Below are 19,898 nucleotides of genomic sequence, written 5' to 3'. Positions count from 1 at the left end.
CCATGCTGCATCAGAAAATCGTCGAATCGCCGTTCAAGCTGAAATACGGCAACTATATCGGTGGCGAGTGGAGAGAGCCGATCGGCGGCAAATATTTCGACAACATCACGCCGGTCACCGGCGGCAAGCTGTGCGAAATTCCGCGCTCCGATGAAAAGGACATCAACGCCGCGCTGGACGCTGCCCATGCCGCCAAGGACAAATGGGGCCGCACGGCGCCGGCCGAACGCTCCAACATCCTGATGAAGATCGCCCAGCGGATGGAGGACAAGCTGGAAGTGCTGGCCCAGGCGGAAACCTGGGACAATGGCAAGCCGATCCGCGAAACCATGGCGGCCGACATTCCGCTCGCGATCGACCATTTCCGGTATTTCGCCTCCTGCATTCGCGCACAGGAAGGCTCGATCGGCGAGATCGACAACGATACCGTTGCCTATCATTTTCATGAGCCGCTCGGTGTCGTCGGCCAGATCATTCCGTGGAACTTTCCGATCCTGATGGCGGCATGGAAGCTGGCGCCGGCGCTTGCCGCCGGCAATTGCGTCGTCATCAAGCCGGCCGAACAGACACCCGCCTCGCTGCTGGTCTGGGCTGAAATCATCGGTGATCTTCTACCGCCGGGTGTCCTCAATATCGTCAACGGTTTTGGCCTCGAAGCCGGCAAGCCGCTGGCGTCCAGCCCGCGCATTGCCAAGATCGCCTTTACCGGCGAAACGACGACAGGCCGGCTGATCATGCAATATGCCAGCCAGAACCTCATTCCGGTGACGCTGGAACTGGGCGGCAAGTCGCCCAACATCTTCTTTGCCGACGTCGCCAACGAAGATGATGATTTCTTCGATAAGGCGCTGGAAGGGTTTGCGATGTTCGCGCTCAACCAGGGCGAAGTCTGCACATGCCCCAGCCGTGCGCTGGTACATGAGAGCATTTATGACCGCTTCATGGAGCGGGCAGTGAAGCGTGTGGAAGCGATCGTGCAGGGCAATCCGCTCGATGCCGCCACGATGATCGGCGCGCAGGCCTCCAACGAGCAGATGGAAAAGATCCTCGCCTATCTCGACATCGGCAAACAGGAAGGCGCCGAAGTTCTGACCGGCGGCACACGCAACGATCTCGGCGGCGAACTGGCCAATGGCTATTACATCAAGCCGACCGTGTTTGCCGGCCACAACAAGATGCGCGTCTTTCAGGAGGAAATCTTTGGGCCTGTCGTGTCTGTCGCCACCTTCAAGACCGATGCGGAAGCCCTCGAAATCGCCAATGACACGCTTTACGGCCTCGGTGCCGGTGTGTGGACCCGCGATGGCAACCGCGCCTATCGGTTCGGTCGCGAGATCCAGGCGGGGCGCGTGTGGACCAATTGCTACCACGCCTATCCGGCGCACGCGGCATTTGGTGGCTACAAGCAGTCCGGCATCGGTCGCGAAACCCACAAGATGATGCTCGATCACTACCAGCAGACCAAGAACATGCTGGTGAGCTACAGCCCCAAGAAGCTCGGCTTCTTCTGACGATCGGCCTGAATTGGCCCTGCCCGGCTGCAAATGGCGTCTTCTCCGCTTCCGGTGCTCATGGACATTAAGTCCACTGCGCTCCGGTTCTCGAAGCCACCATTTTCGCCACGGCAGGACCAATTCCGGGCTCGATCGTCTACGTCAGCGATATCCCCATCTCTCCGCACAGAATGAGATTACCCGCAGGCTGTTTGCTCCGATCGTTTGGGGCAAGGCGCTGACCAATTTTCCTTCTCCCCGTCAAAACGGGGAGAAGGTGGCGGAGCGTAAGCGAGCCGGATGAGGGGCCGTCGTCGCCCCATCCTCCAGAAAGGATTTTCATGGAAACCACCATCAACGGCGAACCCCGCGTTACCGCCACCGATGCGGCGCTTGCCCTGATCACCGAAATCCAGGCGGATCATCCGCATATCCTGTTTCACCAGTCCGGCGGCTGTTGCGATGGCTCGTCGCCGATGTGTTATCCGACAGACGATTTCATCGTCGGTGATCACGACGTGAAACTGGGCGAAATCGGCGGCGTGCCGGTGTTCATCAGCGCCAGCCAGTTCGAAGCCTGGAAACACACGCAACTGATCATCGATGTGGTTGCGGGCCGCGGCGGCATGTTCTCGCTCGATAACGGTCGGGAAAAACGGTTCCTCACCCGCTCTCGCATGTTCGGCGGCGGAGAGGCCTGCGCGGTGCCGGCCGCCCGGGCATGATCCGTAGGCTTTGAGGGGAAAATCCGGGGTGCCTCCCAGCCCCGGCGCGGGACGGCCGCAGTGAAACAGGGTTCGGTTGATCGGCATGCGGCCTCAGCGGGACCGTCTGCATGGTCCCGCTGTGATTGCTGCCGGCCGTCCCCGCATTTTCTGTCGTGATGAAATTTGCGTGGTTTACCGCTTGGCTGCCGTCAGGCTGAAAAACGCGCCCTGCGGGTCCAGCGCCTGCACGATCCAGTTGCCACCCGGCACTTCCACGGGACCGTTGACGATCTCGCCGCCGCCGGCCGTCACGCGTTCGATCGCCGCATCGATGGCTTCGACATTGAAGTAATAACACCAGCAGGGCACCGGCACGCCTTCCGGCCGGGTCATCATGCCGCCGGTGATCTCGCCTCCATGGGCAAAGATGCGATAGGCGCCCATCGGCCCCATGTCGACGTCATGGCTTTTCGTCCAGCCGAAGATTTTTGCGTAGAATTGAAATGCCTCATCACCATCGCCGGCATAAAGCTCGCGCCAGCCGACATTGCCGGGATCGGTCGCAGCCAGTTCACGCGGCGGATTTTCCGGTGGGATCGGCGTCATGATACACAGCACCGCGCCATGCGGATCGGCCACCACGGCAAAGCGGCCAACGCCCGGAATGTCGTCCGGCTCGCGCTGCACGTGGCCACCATGCGCCACATAGTCACGGCAGGTCTGGTCGACATCGTCGACGGCGACATAACCGGTCCAGTTCGGCGGCAGCTTGCCCTCCAGTTCCGGCGGAAAATCCATCATGCCGCCGATGCCGGGGCAATTGTCGCCTTCGCCCATCTCGAACAGGAAATAGGCAGGCATGGAGCCCGTTTCCCCCGGCATCGACATTTCGTTGACCTTCCAGCCGATGACGGTCGAATAGAAATCGCCGGCGGCCTTGGTGTCCGACGTGATCAACTCGCACCAGATGAATTTGCCGTGCGTTTCGGATCGTGTGTTCGAGGCGGTCTGAAGCATTGTCGTCTCCTCACTGTTTATTGTCGTGTCAGCTCAGGCCTTACGCCGATAATGCGCTTCCATGAAGTATTTCCAGCTGCCATCCGGTTGCTTCGCGCTGGACGTGAAGGTGCGGTGATCGTCGGTCAGAAAGGTGATCTGCTCGCGATAATCGGCCATGCCGTCGCCGCTCATCGAGGGGCCCGTCGTGTAAAGGCTGAGCGTCCTGCCGTCCGGTTCGATCTCGCCTTCATAGACCCAGAGATTATCCATCATCGAGCCGAGCCATGTGCCGACATATTTTTCCTTGGCGGCATCGAAGCCAAGGGTGAGCACAGTGGTCGCCGGGCCTTCGCCGCCCGGCATCTCGCCATTGCCTTCGGCAATCACCCATATGCCGGCGAGCGAGCGGACGTTTTCCACCCATGGTGTGCCTTCGCTCATTTCGGACGTGACATCCCATGTGCCAACAAGCCTGTCGAGAAAGCCGTGTTCGGCGCGGGGTTTTGCCATTGTCATCGACATGTCTTCCTCCCTTATGTCGTTTTATCCTTGGTGGCTTCAGTGACAGCAGGATGTATGCGCCTTGTCGGGCTTTTGCCCGTATTCATCGTGGCGTTTGAGAAAACTCATCGTCGAGGTTTCGTTGCGTCCGAGCGGCGCACGGTCGAGCAGCATCAGCGTGCCGCAGACTTCTTCGCCGCCGCGGGCATAGGTCGAATAAGTATGAAAGATCTCGCCTTCCGCGTCGCGATAGAAGGATGACATGCCGTGTTCCTCATCGGCGATCTGGTCGGTCGGCACGTTTCGGTAATTGTATTCGACGCTGCCGGATGCCCGCTCTTGCGCCGAAAACGACACGTCGTAATCGTAATTGAACTCGCTGCCGAAGGACGACACCCAGGGGAAATTCCAGCCCATGCGGTGACGATAGGCTTCGATCTTGGACAGCGGTGCACGTGATACCGCGATCCAGGTGACATCGTGATTGTTGAGATGCGGCAGCGCCCCTTCGATATGATCGCAGAAGAAGGAACAGCCGATACAGCCTTCCTCCCAATCGGGGCCGAGCATGAAATGATAGACCAGAAGCTGGCTGCGGTTCTCGAAAAGCTCGGCCAGCGTCTTGCGGCCGGTCCGGGTGTCGAAGGCATAGTCCTTTGCCACCTTCACCCATGGCAGGGCCCGCCGCGCCGCCCGCACCTTGTCGCGCAGGCGGGTTTCCTCCTTCTCGAGTTCCAGCAATCTCAGGCGGGCATCGCGCCATTCGTTGCGGTCGATCACGGCATTCGTTGGGGAAACAGTTGTATCCATCATCAGGTCTCCTCTTCCTTGACAGATTAGGTTGATATCAACATGATTATCTCATGCTGTCAAATATCGATTCGATCCCGTTCTCCACCACGCTGCATGTGCGCGACACCTGCCTGTGTCTGCACGTGCAAAGGACAGCGCGTGCGCTTGCCCGTCGTTTTGATGTGGCGATGAAGCCGATCGGTCTGAACAATGGCCAGTTTTCGCTGATGATGTCGCTCAATCGCCCTGTGCCGGCGACGATGAAATCCGTCTGCGATCTGCTTGCCATGGACCGCACCACACTGACTGCAGCGCTGAAGATTCTCGAGCGGCGCGGGCTTGTGAAAAGCGAGGTCGACCCAAAAGATCGCCGCGGCAGACTGCTGATGCTGACCGATGCCGGCATGGCGATGCTGACGGCGGCACTGCCGATCTGGACGCGCGTGCATGAAGAAATCGACGTCGAACTCGGTCACGGCGGCAGCCAGTCCGCCCGCGAAAAGCTTGCTGCAATGCGCTGAAAAGACGAGAACAACAGCATGTTTGCACACATGCAAAAACTGTGAACGGTTTGTGTACGAAATAGTACATACAATCTCTTGCAATTTTGTCGCAGGCGGCATTATACCGCATGCACGGGCTTGAAATGCCCGTCGCTGTTTGCGCAGGGGAGGGCGCATGCCGCGTCATGAAGTCCTCGCAAGGACGCTCCCGACCCGCCGGTCTCTTCGTGAGCCTGCATGCCGCCAGCGCGCCTTCAACAGAAGCACGGTAGTCGCAATTGATCCTTTTTTTCGCTCCTGATGCTGCCGAGGGCCTCCACTGTCGACTCTGTCGAATCCAAAACTGGAGCTAGGGATAAAATGAAAGCCTCTCAGGGCGCCCTGTCCACGATAGCCAAGGTATGGCTGTTCGTGCTCGGTGCCGTTCTCGTTCTCGCGGGCCTGTTTTTCGCCGTCGGCGGCGGTAAGCTCGTCTCTCTCGGTGGCAGCTGGTATTTCCTGCTGGCCGGCCTCGTCATCATTCTTTCCGGTGTGCTGACCATTCTGCGCAAGCCATCAGGCGCGCTGTTGTTCGGCCTTGTTACCGTCGCCACCATTGTGTGGGCGATCTGGGATGCCGGCCTTGATTTCTGGCCGCTGATCTCGCGTCTTCTCGCGATCGGCGTCGGCGCAACGGTTGTTGCACTCAGCTTCCCGCTGCTGCGCAAGGCAGCCGGCAAGACCCCCGCCTATCTCGCCTCCTTCGCGATTGCAGCCGTTCTGGCCGTTGCCTCGGCTGCCGGTTTCGCCGGCATGTTCGTTCCGCATCCGACCGTTGCCTTCACCGGTACGCCGGCGCCGCTGACGCCCGTCGACCCGGCCAAGGAACAGAAGAACTGGGAAGCCTACGGCAACACCAATGGCGGTTCGCGCTTCGCAGCGCTCGACCAGATCACCCGCGACAACGTCAAGGATCTTCAGGTTGCCTGGACCTATCGCACCGGTGACACCCCGATCAGCCCCGGCGGCGGCGGTGCCGAAGACCAGCTGACGCCCCTGCAGATCGGTGATCGCGTTTATCTTTGCACGCCGCACAACAACGTCATCGCCATCAATGCCGATACCGGAAAAGAAATCTGGAAGAACGAGATCAATGCAAAGTCGTCCGTCTGGATGCGTTGCCGTGGCCTCGCCTATTTCGACGCGGCCGCACCGCTCGTGCAGCCGACGATCGATGGTTCGACGCCTGTCACCCCGGTGACGGTTGCCGAAGGTGCGATTTGCCAGCGCCGCATCATCATGAACACGATCACCGCGGAACTGATCGCGCTTGATGCCGATACCGGCGCATTCTGCCCGGATTTCGGCACCAATGGCCGCGTTGACCTGAAGGTTGGTCTCGGTGCTGCTGCTGACCCGCAATATGTTCTGACGGCAGCCCCGACCGTGGCCGGCACGACGATCATCATCGGCGGCCGTATCGCCGACAACGTCCAGGTGGATATGCCGGGCGGTGTCATGCGTGGCTTCGATGTTGTGACCGGCGAACTGCGCTGGGCATTCGATCCGGGCAACCCGGAAATCACCAAGCTTCCGCCGGAAGGCCAGACCTATACGCGTTCGACCCCGAACGTCTGGGCCGGCACGTCCTATGACGCGGAATCCAACACGGTGTTCCTGCCGGTCGGCAGCCCGTCGGTCGACCTTTACGGTGCAACCCGCACGGCGCTCGACCACAAGTACGGCGCGTCCATGCTGGCGCTCGATGCCACGACCGGCCGCGAAAAGTGGGTCTACCAGACGGTTCACAACGACCTCTGGGACTTCGACACCCCGATGCAGCCCTCCTTCATCAACTTCAAGAAGAAGGACGGTTCCACGGTTCCGGCTTTGACCTTCGGCACCAAGGCCGGCCAGATCTGGGTGCTTGACCGCGCCACCGGCCAGCCGCTGACGGAAGTTGCGGACGTTCCGGTCGTTCCGGGCAAGATCCCTAACGAACCCTACTCGCCGACGCAGAAACTGTCTGTCGGCATGCCGCAGATCGGCGCACAGACGCTGACCGAAAGCGACATGTGGGGTGCAACGCCGTTCGACCAGCTGTTGTGCCGTATCGCCTTCAAGGGCATGCGTTATGATGGCGTCTACACGGTTCCGGGCACGGATCTGGCACTCAACTTTCCGGGTTCGCTGGGTGGCATGAACTGGGGCGGTTTCTCCACCGACCCGACGACGAACACCATCTTCGTCAACGACATGCGCCTCGGCCTGTGGATCCAGATGAAGGAAGCCGCCCCGACCACCGCTGTCTCCAGCGGTTCGGAAGCCACCAACACGGTCATGGGCGTCGTGCCGATGAAGGGCACGCCCTACGCGGTCGACAAGAACCGCTTCCTGTCGGCGCTCGGCATTCCTTGCCAGGAACCGCCTTTCGGTTCGCTGACGGCGATCGACATGGATAGCCAGAAGATCAAGTGGCAGGTGCCGCTCGGCACGGTGGAAGACACTGGCCCGTTCGGCATCAAGATGGGGGTCAAGATCCCGATCGGCATGCCGACCATCGGCGGCTCGCTCGCCACCCAGGGCGGCCTGGTCTTCTTCGCCGCCACGCAGGACTACTATCTGCGCGCCTTCGACTCGGCGACGGGCAAGGAAATCTGGAAGGCCCGCATGCCGGTTGGCAGCCAGGGCACGCCGATGACCTACAAGTCGCCTAAGACGGGCAAGCAGTATGTGGTCATCTCGGCCGGCGGCGCCCGCCAGTCGCCCGATCGTGGTGATTACGTGATCGCCTACGCGCTGCCGAACTGATCGGTATCGCCGTTTGAATATGAAGATGCCCGGTGATGAGCCGGGCATTTTTCGTTGGTGAAGTAAGGAAACCTCCACCTCTCGAGGAGGTCATGACTTTGCGTATTTTAGAACTTGGAATTCTTCTAAAACATCCGAATTGACCCCTCAGAGCCCCATTCATTAAGTGGACTTGTTTTGTCATATTAATGTCGGGGGACATGATGCAGTATTTTGTTGAGCCGGGGTCCCAGCTCGATCGTCACACCGCAACGCGTAAGGCAAAAGCCGGTATCTCAAATCGCTATATAGCTCTGGCTTTGGCCGGAACGGCTCTCGGTTTCTCACCCGCAGCCTATGCACAGGAAGGCGAAGAAACCGTTCTTGAACAGCTTGTCGTTACCGCATCCGGTTTTGCGCAGAACGTCAAGGAAGCGCCGGCGAGCATTACCGTTGTCACCCGCGAAGATCTGGAAAAAGGCGCTTATCGCGATCTGACGGATGCGCTGCGAGAGGTGCAGGGCGTCGCCGTCACCGGCGTTGCAAACGAAAAGGATATCTTTATCCGCGGTCTGCCGGGTTCCTACACGCTGATCCTTGTCGATGGCAAACGACAGAGCACGCGTGATGCGCGTACCAACGGCAATTCCGGTTACGAGCAGAATTTCATGCCGCCGGCTGCCGCCATTGAGCGGATCGAAGTCGTGCGCGGCCCGATGTCGTCGCTTTACGGATCCGATGCCATGGGCGGTGTCATCAACATCATCACCCGAAAAGTTTCTGATGTCTGGTCGGGCAGCGTCAGCACCGATGCGACGATCCAGCAGCATTCGAAATTCGGAAATTCCGGGCAGGGCTCGTTTTACGCCAATGGTCCGGTCATTCAGGATACGCTCGGCCTGCAGATCTGGGGAAGAGGCCTCACCCGCTCCGAGGACCGTTTCCTGAGCGGCACGACATCGGCCAAGGAATTCGATCTTACCGGCCGTCTGTCGCTGACGCCCAACGAAGACCACGACATTATCCTCGAAGCCGGTCGCCAGAATGTCCGCCGCGAAGCCTCCGCACCCAACACGCTGGCCGCCGGTGCCAATGGCACCTATAACCAGAATGGTCGTGATCACTGGTCTTTGTCGCATACCGGCCGCTGGGGGCCGACGACGTCGGAATTCTCCATTCTGCAGGAATGGGCACAGCGCGAGAACTACACATTCAATCCGTCTCGCGATGCCTTCGACCGCAATGCCCGAGCACCGGAAATCCGCAACACTGTCATCGATGGCAAATTCACGACGCCGTTCGAACTGCTCGGGTCGCACACGCTTGTCACCGGCGGCCAGTATTTCGAAGCGCATCTGCGCGACCAGAATCCCGGCCGCCGCACTGGTGTCACGGAGGCCTTTTCGGCCACGCAATGGGCCGTATTTGCCGAGGACGAATGGCGCATCTTCGATGATTTCGCCCTCACCGGGGGCCTGAGAAGCGATCATCATGAAGAATATGGCTATCACCTCAGCCCACGCCTTTATGGCGTCTGGAATGCCACCAACGATCTGACGATCAAGGGCGGTATCTCCACCGGATTTCGTGCGCCGGATATCCGCAGCATCGCGCCAGGTTATGTCTACACGACCGGCGGCGGCGGTTGCTCCTACGGCCCGACCGGCACTTGCGGAGTGATTATCGCAGATCCGAACCTCAAGGCCGAGACGAGCACGAGCTACGAAATCGGCGCCTTGTGGGACAATGGCGATGTCAGCCTCGGCGCCACCTATTTCTACACCGACTTCAAGGACAAGATCGCCAATGCGCTGGTAACGGATGCAGCCGGCAATCCGGTTCGCTGGAGCGAGGATCCGAACTACCGTCTCTGGTACAACTACAATATCGACGATGCGATCATCCAAGGGCTTGAACTGACCGCCACCTGGCATGCGACCCCGGATCTATCCTTCCGCGGCAGCTATACCTACACGCACTCGGAACAGCAGACCGGTGCCTATGCCGGCTTCCCGCTGGCGCGCACTCCGGAACATATCGCCAATGTCCGCGCTGACTGGATAACACCGGTCGAAGGGCTGGAAACCTGGGTATCGGTGAACTATCACGGCGAGGAAATCGCGTCGGGCGCGCGCATCGGCACCAGCGGCACGCCTGTCACCATCAATGGTGCTGCCGGACGAAAATACGATCCTTACACGATGGTCGATTTCGGCGCGAAATACGCAATCAACGACAGCGTCACGGTCAACGGCGCCATCTACAACGTCTTCGACAAGAAGGTGGAGCAGACGGACTTCAACACCACGATGGAAGGCCGTCGGTTCTGGTTGAGCGTCACCAAGACGTTCTGAGCGTGAAGATCAAGGCAAACGCGGAAAAGCTTCGCGTTTGCCTTTCCTGTTTCGCCGCAGGTGGTCTATCGCTTGCGCTCAGCCCACAGTTCACCAGCCCGTTTCACGCAATCATCGAACCGTGCCTGCGGATCGCCGGACAGTGCCAGAAACGCCACGGCTGCGGTCTTCAGTATCACCGCTTCGGCCCATTCGTCGCGGGCGGCACCTGACCAGATGGCCTGCCAGTATTCCCGCTGGGTCAGCATGCCGCTGGTGCCCGGCTTGACTTTCCTGCCAGCCGCAACCGTCGTATCCGCGTCCACGCCGGAGGCCATGCGAAAGATCTTGACCATGCGGCCTGGCGTATATTCCGCCACGTCTCGAACCGATCCGATCAAGGCGATATTGGGCAGATCAAGATGACGCGCCACGTCTCGATAGAGGTCACGCCGCGATGATTGCGAAGCTCCGAGGATCGCGGTTTTCGCGCTGAGCGGGTTGATCATGTGGATGGCGGAATGCAGCGGATTGCGCATTTCGAACATCGCATGCAGGCCAAGCAGGCAGCGCGTCTGCGGCGCGAGCGCACCAAGCGGGGCAAAAGCGATCCCCTGGTGGTTTAGCGCTTCGCTCGCTTCTGCGAGTGTCAGGCAAACGGGAATTCCGCAATCTTCGGCCGCCATCTCCAGCTTGCCACTTTCCGGCCCGCTGCCGTAATGGCCATGCAGAAACACCTTGTGACCCGCCATCGCCACCAACCGGGCCGCATGCAGGAACCATGGTGCCGTGCGTATCTTGGGAGAGACATAGGCCGGCCAGTCCAGATCCGGCCGGGTGAAGCGGGCGGGGATCGTCATCGTATTGCGGATCGCCTCGGCAAAACCGGCCAGTTCGCTGGCGCTCGCGCCGCGATAATGGATCGTCATCAGCAGCGCGCCGATCTGCAATGGATCGGCCTGGCCGTCGAGGATGAGGGCGAGCGCATCGCGTGCTTCTTCCTGCGTCAGTGGCCGGCTCTGGCCCGGTCCCGGCGCCGTTGTCGCGATATAGCGTGCCAGCCGCCGGTGCGGATCAGCATTGTCACCGATTGTCGCCATGCGGATGGCTTTGCTGCGAGGTGTCGGTGCCGCTTCAAGCTGATCCGCCGGTGTGACCGAAAGCGGAATGATCCCGGTTCGGGTTTCGACCGACCAATTGTCTGGCACGGGGGCGGGTGAGAGAGGCGCGGTTACATGGTCTGCCACCGGCAAGACGGCGGATTTAGCCAAAGGCGTGCCGTTGGTCGCGGCTAGCAGCACTTCCGTCTCGGACGCCAGCCCTCGAACCCGTAGGCGCAGGGTTTCGGCAAAGGGGGTGGGCCGCATGCCCTGCCCGGTGCGGATGAAAATCGGATCGTCATAAAGCTTGCGCAGATCGGACAGCATGCGGCTGACGGCGGAAACCTGCAGTTTCAGGCTGGCGGCGGCGCGGCTGACGCTGCCTTCGCGCAGGAGCGCGTCAAATGCCACCAGCAATTTGACCTGGCTGAACGCGCCCGCACCACTGTCATCCACTTTCCGGCCGAGGCCATGCCCGTCACCTGCCATGCCTGTTCGTTCCCGTCATGCCCATCGATTTGTCCGATGCGCAATTTAGATCGTCTCTAAATGACATCGGTTGACCCTTAAGCACTCCCTACATAAGTGTACATAATTACTCAACTTAAGTTTCGGCTGATAACGCAGCATTGATCCGCGACCGTATCAGCCATGACAAAGGAATGGACATGAAGACGACGAAGCGGCCCTCCCGATTTGCCATGGCCGTCATGGCGGGCGTCATTTCTCTCGGGTTTTCCGGGTTTCAGGCAAAAGCCGCCGACGTCACCATCAAACATTCCAAGGGCGAGACGACGTTTTCGCAGGTCCCCAAGAAGGTCCTGACCTTCGATCTCGCAACGCTCGATACACTGACTGCGCTTGGCGTGGATGTGGCCGGCGTACCTGCCGGCAACAAGCCGGACTATCTCTCCAAATATGCCGGTGAAGATGTTGCCAAGATCGGCACGTTTTTCGAGCCGGATTACGAAGCCGTCAATGCCGCCGAACCGGACCTGATCATCGTTGCCGGCCGCTCCAGCGCAAAATATGCGGATCTTGCCAAGATTGCCCCGACAATCGATCTGACCGTCAGTGCCGAGAAGTTCCTTCCCGAAGCACAGGAAAATGTTCGCAACCTCGGCAAGATCTTCGGCAAGCAAAAGGAAGCGGAAGCGCTGCTTGAAAAGCTCGCCGCCTCGACGGCCGATCTGAAGGCCAAGGCCGGACAGCAGGGCAAGTCGCTGCTGGTGCTGACCACGGGGGGCAAGATGAGCAGCTATGGTCCCGACTCGCGTTTCGGCATGCTGTTTTCCGATTACGGTTTCGTGCCGGCGGAAACGACCGGAGCCAAGGGAACACATGGCAACCCGACCTCCTATGAATATATCCTCGAAAAGAACCCGGAATGGCTGTTCGTGATCGATCGCGATGCCGCGATCGGCCGTGATGGCGCCGCCAGGAAGATGCTCGACAACGACGTCGTCGGCCAGACGACGGCATGGAAGAACAACCATGTCGTCTATCTCGATCCGGTCGCCTGGTATCTCGTTGGTGGCGGTATCACCGCTATGCAGAAAAGCGTCGATCAGCTTTCCAAGGCAATCGCCAGTAACTAACGTAGAAGCCAGCCACATCGTTCGCTGAATGAACCGCGCCACCCTGCGCGGTTCAACCTTTTCCGGAATATCCAGATTTTGCCGTTGAAACTGTTCCTGCCCGCCCTGCTGCTGACTTTCCTATTGGCCGTTGTGAGCCTGTTCGTCGGCGTGCGCGATGTGTCTCCGCTTGATCTGTTTTCGGGCACAGCGGACCAGCGGGATCTGATGGTGCTGGCGGCAAGCCGCGTGCCGCGCACCATTGCCCTTGTTCTGGCCGGCTCCGGCATGGCGATCGCCGGCACGATCATGCAGATGCTGGCGCGCAACCGGTTTGTCGAACCGTCCACCGCCGGCACGGTGGAATCGGCGAGCCTCGGGATGCTCACCGTGCTGCTGATCGCACCGGATATGCCGGTTATTTTCAAGATGCTGGTGGCCGCCGCTTTCTCCATGGCCGGCACGGCGCTGTTCCTGTCCATCCTGCGCGCCATTCCCTTGCGCTCCATCCTGATGGTACCGCTGGTCGGCATCATGCTCGGCGGCATGATCAGTGCGGTCACCACGTTTTTCGCCTACCGCTTTGATCTGCTGCAATCGATTGGCGCCTGGTCGAGCGGCGATTTTTCCATCGTTCTGCGCGGCCGTTATGAAATCCTCTGGATTGCCTTTGCCCTGACCATCGCCGCCTACGTTGCCGCCGACCGGTTCACAGTCGCCGGCATGGGCGAGGATTTTTCCAGCAATCTCGGGCTCGACTATCGCAAGGTGATGACACTCGGTCTCGTCATCGTGTCGATGGTGACGGCCTGTGTCGTCGTCACCGCCGGCGTCGTGCCGTTTCTCGGGCTGATCGTGCCGAATGTCGTCAGCATGATCATGGGCGACAATCTGCGCCGCAGCCTGCCATGGATCGGCCTGTGCGGCGCAGCCCTCGTGCTTGTCTGCGATATCATCGGGCGGGTCATCAATGCCCCGTTCGAAATCCCGGTCGGTGCGGTTCTTGGCATCGTCGGCAGCCTCTTTTTCCTCTATCTGCTGCTGGGGAGGCGCAACCGTGTCGCCTGAAGCGCTGCGCAAGACCTCGCTGATCACCCTTGCCATCCTGACCGCAATGGCCCTGATCTCGGCTGTCTCCTTCATGACACTTGGTGCACGCGGAAGCTGGTCATTCGTCCTCAGTTTCCGCGGTACGCGGCTCGCCGCCCTGGTGATCGTGGCCTATGCGATTTCGGTATCGACCGTGCTGTTCCAGACCATTACCGGCAACCGCATCCTCACCCCCTCGATCATGGGTTTTGATGCGCTTTACGTGCTGCTGCAGACGGTTCTCGTGTTCACTCTCGGCGCGGCGGCAACCTCTGCCATTGATCCGCGGCTGATGTTCGTTCTCGAAGTGGCGGCCATGATCGGCTTCTCGCTGCTGCTGTTCCGGTTTCTGTTTTCCGGCCATGCGCAGAACATCCATCTGCTGGTGCTGGTCGGCATCGTGCTCGGCGTGCTGTTCCGCAGCCTGTCCGGTTTCCTGCAACGGATCATCAATCCCGACGATTTCGTCGTGTTGCAGGACCGGCTGTTCGCCAGCTTCAACATCACCGACGGCACGCTTGTCGGCGTTTCCGCAGCGCTTGTGGCGGGCGTCACCTTCTTCATCTGGCGCATGCGCGACACGTTCGATGTGCTGGCGCTTGGCCGCGACATGGCGATCTCGCTGGGGCTCGATTATCAGGCGGCAACCACGAGGATCCTGATCCTCGTCGCCATCCTGATTTCCGTCTCCACCGCGCTGGTGGGGCCGGTCACGTTCTTTGGCCTTCTGGTCGCCAATCTTGCCTATCTGATCATTCCGGCCAGCCGCCACCGCTATACGCTGCCGGCCGCCGTGCTGATCTCCATTCTCTGCCTCGTGGGTGGGCAGACCATTCTGGAACGGCTTTTTGCCTTCGACACGGCCTTGTCGATCATCATCGAGTTTGCCGGCGGCCTGTTCTTCATCCTCTTCCTTCTGAAAGGGCGCAACCGATGATCGAGATCGCCGGAATCAGCAAATCCTATGGCAAATCGCTCGTGGTCGATGGTGTCACGCTGACCTTGCCGAAGGGTGGCCTGACCTCGATCATAGGTCCCAATGGCGCCGGCAAATCGACGCTGATGTCGATGATCGCACGGCTGATGCCCATGGATGCGGGTACCGTCATGGTCGATGGCCTCGACGTAACAAAGGTTTCGGGTGATGTGCTGGCAAAACGGCTGTCCATCCTGCGGCAGGACAATCATTTGACTGCCCGCCTGACGGTTACCGATCTCGTGACTTTCGGCCGTTACCCCTACAGCAAGGGACGGCCGACGCTCGAAGATCGCGATCATGTGGAGCGTGCCATCGCCTATCTCGGGCTTGGTGATTTCCGTCACCGTTTTATCGACGAGCTTTCGGGCGGCCAGCGCCAGCGTGCCTTCGTGGCGATGGTCCTGTGTCAGGACACCGATTACATGCTGTTCGACGAACCGCTCAACAATCTCGATATCAGCCATTCGGTATCGATGATGAAGCTGCTGCGTGGTTCTGCGCGCGATCTCGGCAAGACGGTCGTGGTCGTTCTGCACGATATCAATTTCGCGTCCTGTTATTCCGACCACATCGTGGTCATGCGCGATGGCAAGCTTCTGCTACAGGGGCCACCGGCCGAGATCGTTCGCGAAGACATTCTCTCGGAAATCTACGCCACCGAGTTCAAGGTGCATGAACTCGACGGCAATCGCATCGCCACGTTTTATTGAGCCCGATCAATCATCGTTGTCGGATTTGCGCGTCTGCATCAGGCGCGCCTGACGCAATTTCTCGGTCTTCTGTTCACGCGCTGCAGCTTCCGCCTCGATGATCCCGAATGCGACCTGGTTGGTCTGTTCGAATTTTGCGATCCTGTCGGCCAGTGCCATTGTTCTTACCTCTTTGTTGCCGCCCGTTATATAACTAGGGCGGATGTCAGGCAGGCCAAGCGGCAACTGCGTATTTCTACGGTATCGGTCAGGAATTACCGTGAATTGGCGGGTTTACTCCACGATCCGGTTTCGCAATCGGCCCTCATCCAGCAATATTCTCACCGTCCGTGCCGCATTGGTGCGCATCTCGATGGCGGCGTGGTCGGAATAGAAGGCATTGTGCGGCGTGATCACCAGCCGTCCGGCCAGACATTCCTCGCGCTCCCGCCATGCGGTGAGCAAAGGGTGAGCCGGAGGAGGCTCCTGAGCCAGCGTATCGATGGCAGCGGCTGCAAGATGGCCGCTGCGCAACGCCGCTTCCAGTGCATCGAGATCATCCAGCAGCTCGCCTCGGGCGGTGTTGACGATGATCGCGCCGGGCTTCAGGCGCGCAAGGCCTTCGGCATCCAGCAGGGCGCGTGTCTCGGCGTTCGCCGGGCAATGAAAGGTAACGATGTCGGACTGCGCCAACAGATCGTCGAGACGGTCGGTGCGCTCGTAGGAAATTGCCTTTTCATGACCGGGCGGCTGGCCGGGATCGTAACCGAGAATGTGGAAGCCAAAAGGTTTCAGCCGGTTGACCACTGCCGTGCCGATGCGGCCGACACCAACCACGCCGACAGTTGCCTTGTTGGAGCGCGGAAGTGGCTTCAGGCTATGAACCTGCCAGCCGGATGTGTAGGTGCGTGCACGAAAATCGTGTTCCCACAGGCGCCGGTGCAGCGACAGGATCATAGCCAGCGCATGATCGGCGACTTCCTCCGTCCCGTAATCGGGATTGTTGGCGAAAGGAATGCCGGCATGGGCAAGCGCCGCAAGGTCGATCTTCTCGTAGCCGACGCCATAACGCACCACACCGCGACAACGGGTAAGGCTTGTTATGCTGCGCGGCCCCAGCCGGGCGCCCCACACCATCAGGGCATCGAGCCTTGCCAGTCGTGATGGATCGAACGTCGTTTCATCGGTGTTTGCGAAGAAGTCGATCTCGACATCGTCCCCAAGGATGTCCGCTTCGAGATCGGGCGAACCGATCATGTGGTCGGTAATGCCGACCACATATTTTCTGGCATCTGTCATGTCGATCCTGCGGATATCGGGTTTCCGGCTTTATTCCGCTGCAATCGCTGTCACCGCTGCGCGGGCCTTCACCAGAAGCGAGGCTTCCGCCAGTGCCTGATTGACACGACCGAGAATGACCGGAGAGGCAACACCATCGGTGAAATCGCGGCCGGAAGCGTAGATCGCGGTCGGCAGAACGAAGGCTTCGAAAAATGCGAACAGTGGACGAAGCTGGTGCTCGACGACCAGAGAATGCCGCTCGCCGCCGCCGGTTGCCGTCAGAATGATCGGCTTGCCGCGCAGGTCTGCCGGATCGAGCAGATCAAAAACATGCTTGAACAGGCCGGTATAGCTGCCCTTGTAGGTGGGCGAACCGATGACCAGCGCTTCCGCCTCGATGATCGTGCGGATGATCTTTCTGGCGGCCGGATTAAGGTCGGAAACCGAGCGGGCTGCGGCAAGCGAGGTGCCGAGGTCTTCGACATCATAGACGACGTGGCTGAGGCCCGTCTGCCGTCCCAACTGCTCGGTCACGCTCTCGACAAAACGGCGTGTGCTCGACGGGCGGGAGAGATTGCCCGAAAAACCGACGATAAGATCGTTGCTCATAGAAATTCCTTTCGCGACTTGATCGCTGTCATGCGGTTTTGAGGATGGGCAGTGTGTCCGGATAGGCTGCCTGCACGGTTTGCTCGTGGTTCCATCGGCCGAATGCTGCGCGGCCGAGGATGGCCACCGATGTGTCTTCCTGTGGCGCGTGAACCAACACCGACTGGACATCGCGAAAATGCCGTTCGATGCCGAGGTCGGCACTGAGGCCCGGATTGCCGATGCTGCGCACCGCAAGCTGCACGGCATCGCGCAACTGCCGGCCGGCCAGCAATCTCGCCCGGATCAGCCGTTCGGCATCGACACTATTGTGTTCCAGCGTATCGAAAATGATCTGCCGGGCACCGGAAACCAGAAGGTCGATTTCGCCCGAAAGGGTAATGAACCGTTCGGTGCGCGCAATCGGATGTCCGAGATTGGCCGGCACGCGCTCATGCGCGAAACGGATGAAGGCGGCCTGCGCCGCCTCGGCGGCACCGAGATAGATCGCGGTCAGCGCCAGATTGAAGGCGGCATGGGCGCGGTTGTCCTGCTGCGCCGCCGATGGGTCGACGAGGTCGATGGCATTGCCGGCCGGGATCGCGACATCGCTATACTGGACGTCATGCGAGCCGGTGGCGCGCATGCCGAGGCTGTTCCAGTTTTCGATCACATGAATGCCGGGCAATCCGTTCGGCACCACGAACGTGCCGACGCGAGCGGGTGTCTCGTCGGTATGCGCCCAGACGAGGAAATGCGTGAGGCCATGGGCGCCGGTCACGAAGCGCTTGCGACCGGTGATCGACCAGCCGGTCGCGGTGCGTCGAGCGATGGTGGCCGGAAGGCCGCCGCGGGCGGGCGATCCCAGTTCAGGCTCCACACGCGCGGCATTGAGCAGAAGCGGCTTCTGCCCGGCTTCCGCCAGCAGGCGCTTGTAGAGATCTTCCGGCCAATGGCTTTTGGTCGCCTGTCCGAGATGGTTGAAGATGGTCATGGCGCTGATCAGCGCCACCGACGGATCGCCGCGTCCAAGTGCCGCCAGAATGTGGCCGACATCCGCAAGTGTGCCGCCCTTGCCGCCATAACGGGTGGCAACGGTCGTTTCCAGAAGCCCGCTCGCATGTACGGCACGAATACCCGTCCACGGAAACTCTCCGGTGCGATCCGCCTCAGGTGCGGCCTCCGCGATGATGCGGACGGTTTCCTCGGGAACGATGGGATGATGGGACATGCGGTCTGGGCTTTCTGGCTGTTTACGTGAGCTGGAGGCAGACGGCCCGGCCTTGTGAGCCGGGCCGCAAAATCATGCGGCAGCCTTCTTTTTTGCGTCTTCCCGCTCGCGAATGCCTTCGCGCACCAGCGGCAGGATGTAGCGACCGTAATCGACCGCATCATTGTAGTTGTCGTAACCGCGGATGGAGATCAGGTCGCAGCCGAGATCAATGTAATCGAGAATGCTGTCGGCGATCGTGCGTGGCGAGCCGACAAGCGCAGTGGTCGCGCCGCTGGCATTGGTGGCGGTGACGGTCGGGTACCAGAGGGCACGGTCATGCACGTCGCCGCGTTTGGCGATGTCGAGAAGACGCTGCGAACCGACATTGGCCGGGGCCGGAGCGTTGACCGGAGCGCGATGCAGGCCCTTCTGACGGTTGGCTGTCAGCTGGTCGAGAACCTTGTGCGCCTTTTCCCAGGCCAGTTCGTCGGTTTCGGCCACGATCGGACGGAAGGTGACCCAGATGCGCGGGCGATCGGTGCGGCCGGCCTTGGCCGCTTCGGCATAGACGCGGTCGATCTGCTGCTTGGTTTCCGCCAGCGGCTCGCCCCACAGGCCAAAAATGTCGCACAGCGAGCCACCGATGCGGTAAGCCGCGTCGGAGGAACCGCCGAGCGAAATCGGGATCGTGCCATTGGTCGGGCGCACGGCGCTGCGGAACTGCTTGAACTGGTAATATTTGCCGTCGAAATCGAAGGCTTCCTTGGATGACCATGCGAGGCGCAGGATACGGATATATTCCTCCTGCCGCTCGTAACGCTCTTCCTTGTTGAGGAAATCGCCTTCGCGGGCCTGTTCCTCATCGCTGCCGCCGGCAATGAAGTGGACGACGACACGGCCGCCGCTCAGCTGGTCTAGCGTGGCGAGCGATTTGGCCGCAACGGTCGGATAAACCGTGTTCGGGCGCAGCGCGACGATGATCTTGATATTCTTCGTGTGGGCAAGAACGGTCGCGCCAAGCGTGAACGGATCGAAGGAGGACGAGGAATAGGGGATCAGCGTGTAGTTGAAACCGTAATCATCGAGTGCGCGTGCGTAACGCTCGAGGAAAAGCGGATCGACCGGTGCATCCGGAATGGGGTTGAGGTCGTTCGATTCATTGGGAAAGCTGACGCTGATGAATTCCGCAGTCATTTTGAACTCCTTGAGATAACCGACCGTTGGCTTGAGGTTAGGCCGGGCAATGAAAGGTGAAAAACACGGGTCTTTCGTTTTCTATTCAGTT

General features: G+C 60.2%; 18 protein-coding genes. 9 read left to right on the top strand and 9 right to left on the bottom strand.

The features are described from left to right. The first annotated feature begins 2 nt into the window (after positions 1-2). Together adh and EDF70_RS15345 are read left to right on the top strand one after the other, a co-directional pair. The gene (gene adh, locus EDF70_RS15350) at positions 3-1,511 is read left to right on the top strand and encodes an aldehyde dehydrogenase (RefSeq protein WP_132275038.1); all 1,509 of its coding nucleotides are present in this window, start codon (positions 3-5) and stop codon (positions 1,509-1,511) included. A 323-nt stretch (positions 1,512-1,834) separates the two neighbouring features. After that, positions 1,835-2,218 (top strand): DUF779 domain-containing protein, encoded by a 384-nt coding sequence (locus EDF70_RS15345; protein ID WP_132275037.1) that lies wholly within the window; start codon positions 1,835-1,837, stop codon positions 2,216-2,218. A 174-nt stretch (positions 2,219-2,392) separates the two neighbouring features. On the opposite strand, the gene EDF70_RS15340 is transcribed toward EDF70_RS15345, so the two are convergent. Genes EDF70_RS15340 through EDF70_RS15330 form a run of 3 tightly spaced genes read right to left on the bottom strand, consistent with a single transcriptional unit; the run spans position 2,393 to position 4,510 of the window. Continuing rightward, on the bottom strand, positions 2,393-3,217 hold the full coding sequence (locus EDF70_RS15340) for a VOC family protein (RefSeq protein WP_132275035.1): 825 nt from the start codon (positions 3,215-3,217) through the stop codon (positions 2,393-2,395). 33 nt (positions 3,218-3,250) lie between these two features. Next, complete coding sequence (locus EDF70_RS15335) at positions 3,251-3,715, bottom strand: DUF1579 domain-containing protein (RefSeq protein ID WP_132275877.1); 465 nt, start codon at positions 3,713-3,715, stop codon at positions 3,251-3,253. Positions 3,716-3,757: 42 nt separating this feature from the next. Next, a complete protein-coding gene (locus EDF70_RS15330; protein ID WP_132275875.1) occupies positions 3,758-4,510 on the bottom strand; it encodes a thioredoxin family protein in 753 nt (250 codons plus the stop codon). A gap of 56 nt (positions 4,511-4,566) precedes the next feature. Between EDF70_RS15330 and EDF70_RS15325 the strand changes: the two genes are divergently transcribed. From EDF70_RS15325 to EDF70_RS15315, 3 genes are all read left to right on the top strand, one after another. After that, positions 4,567-5,013, top strand: coding sequence for a MarR family winged helix-turn-helix transcriptional regulator (locus EDF70_RS15325; protein ID WP_132275873.1), 447 nt, complete (start codon positions 4,567-4,569; stop codon positions 5,011-5,013). A 342-nt stretch (positions 5,014-5,355) separates the two neighbouring features. Beyond that, positions 5,356-7,785 carry a glucose/quinate/shikimate family membrane-bound PQQ-dependent dehydrogenase gene (locus EDF70_RS15320; RefSeq protein ID WP_165932039.1) on the top strand — a complete coding sequence of 810 codons (2,430 nt, stop codon included), beginning with the start codon at positions 5,356-5,358 and terminating at the stop codon, positions 7,783-7,785. A 299-nt stretch (positions 7,786-8,084) separates the two neighbouring features. After that, on the top strand, positions 8,085-10,118 hold the full coding sequence (locus EDF70_RS15315) for a TonB-dependent receptor (RefSeq protein WP_245519212.1): 2,034 nt from the start codon (positions 8,085-8,087) through the stop codon (positions 10,116-10,118). Between the two features lie 65 nt (positions 10,119-10,183). Here the strand turns inward: EDF70_RS15315 and EDF70_RS15310 are convergent, their stop codons facing one another. After that, positions 10,184-11,686: a glycosyl transferase family protein gene (locus EDF70_RS15310; RefSeq protein ID WP_132275031.1), complete on the bottom strand. Its 1,503-nt coding sequence runs from the start codon at positions 11,684-11,686 to the stop codon at positions 10,184-10,186. Positions 11,687-11,865: 179 nt separating this feature from the next. Here EDF70_RS15310 and EDF70_RS15305 point away from each other — a divergent pair, with 179 nt between their 5' ends. The 4 genes from EDF70_RS15305 (at position 11,866) to EDF70_RS15290 (ending at position 15,552) form a co-directional block, all read left to right on the top strand. Next, positions 11,866-12,795, top strand: a complete 930-nt coding sequence (locus EDF70_RS15305) for a siderophore ABC transporter substrate-binding protein (protein ID WP_132275030.1) — start codon at positions 11,866-11,868, stop codon at positions 12,793-12,795. Positions 12,796-12,870: 75 nt separating this feature from the next. After that, entirely contained in the window at positions 12,871-13,842 is a 972-nt protein-coding gene (locus EDF70_RS15300) for an ABC transporter permease (RefSeq protein ID WP_132275027.1), read from the top strand. Positions 13,843-13,888: 46 nt separating this feature from the next. Next, positions 13,889-14,800 (top strand): iron chelate uptake ABC transporter family permease subunit, encoded by a 912-nt coding sequence (locus EDF70_RS15295; RefSeq protein ID WP_245519211.1) that lies wholly within the window; start codon positions 13,889-13,891, stop codon positions 14,798-14,800. Continuing rightward, positions 14,797-15,552, top strand: coding sequence for an ATP-binding cassette domain-containing protein (locus EDF70_RS15290; RefSeq protein WP_132275022.1), 756 nt, complete (start codon positions 14,797-14,799; stop codon positions 15,550-15,552). The genes EDF70_RS15295 and EDF70_RS15290 overlap by 4 nt, the downstream gene beginning before the upstream one ends. Before the next feature lie 6 nt (positions 15,553-15,558). Here EDF70_RS15290 and EDF70_RS30005 read toward each other — a convergent pair whose 3' ends face one another. The 5 genes from EDF70_RS30005 to EDF70_RS15270 all read right to left on the bottom strand — a co-directional run bounded on the left by EDF70_RS30005 (position 15,559) and on the right by EDF70_RS15270 (position 19,807). Next, positions 15,559-15,711 carry a hypothetical protein gene (locus EDF70_RS30005; RefSeq protein ID WP_165932038.1) on the bottom strand — a complete coding sequence of 51 codons (153 nt, stop codon included), beginning with the start codon at positions 15,709-15,711 and terminating at the stop codon, positions 15,559-15,561. A gap of 114 nt (positions 15,712-15,825) precedes the next feature. Then, complete coding sequence (locus tag EDF70_RS15285; protein ID WP_132275019.1) at positions 15,826-16,830, bottom strand: C-terminal binding protein; 1,005 nt, start codon at positions 16,828-16,830, stop codon at positions 15,826-15,828. Positions 16,831-16,860: 30 nt separating this feature from the next. Continuing rightward, the gene (gene msuE / locus EDF70_RS15280; RefSeq protein WP_132275016.1) at positions 16,861-17,421 is read right to left on the bottom strand and encodes an FMN reductase; all 561 of its coding nucleotides are present in this window, start codon (positions 17,419-17,421) and stop codon (positions 16,861-16,863) included. A gap of 28 nt (positions 17,422-17,449) precedes the next feature. Further along, entirely contained in the window at positions 17,450-18,631 is a 1,182-nt protein-coding gene (locus EDF70_RS15275; protein ID WP_132275014.1) for an acyl-CoA dehydrogenase family protein, read from the bottom strand. Between the two features lie 72 nt (positions 18,632-18,703). Continuing rightward, complete coding sequence (locus EDF70_RS15270) at positions 18,704-19,807, bottom strand: LLM class flavin-dependent oxidoreductase (protein WP_132275011.1); 1,104 nt, start codon at positions 19,805-19,807, stop codon at positions 18,704-18,706. Between the last annotated feature and the right edge of the window lie 91 nt (positions 19,808-19,898).

The organism is Neorhizobium sp. JUb45, assembly GCF_004343585.1.
Lineage (GTDB): Bacteria > Pseudomonadota > Alphaproteobacteria > Rhizobiales > Rhizobiaceae > Neorhizobium.
Note: the sequence above shows the minus strand (reverse complement) of the source record. Positions and strands in the feature narration are given on the sequence as shown.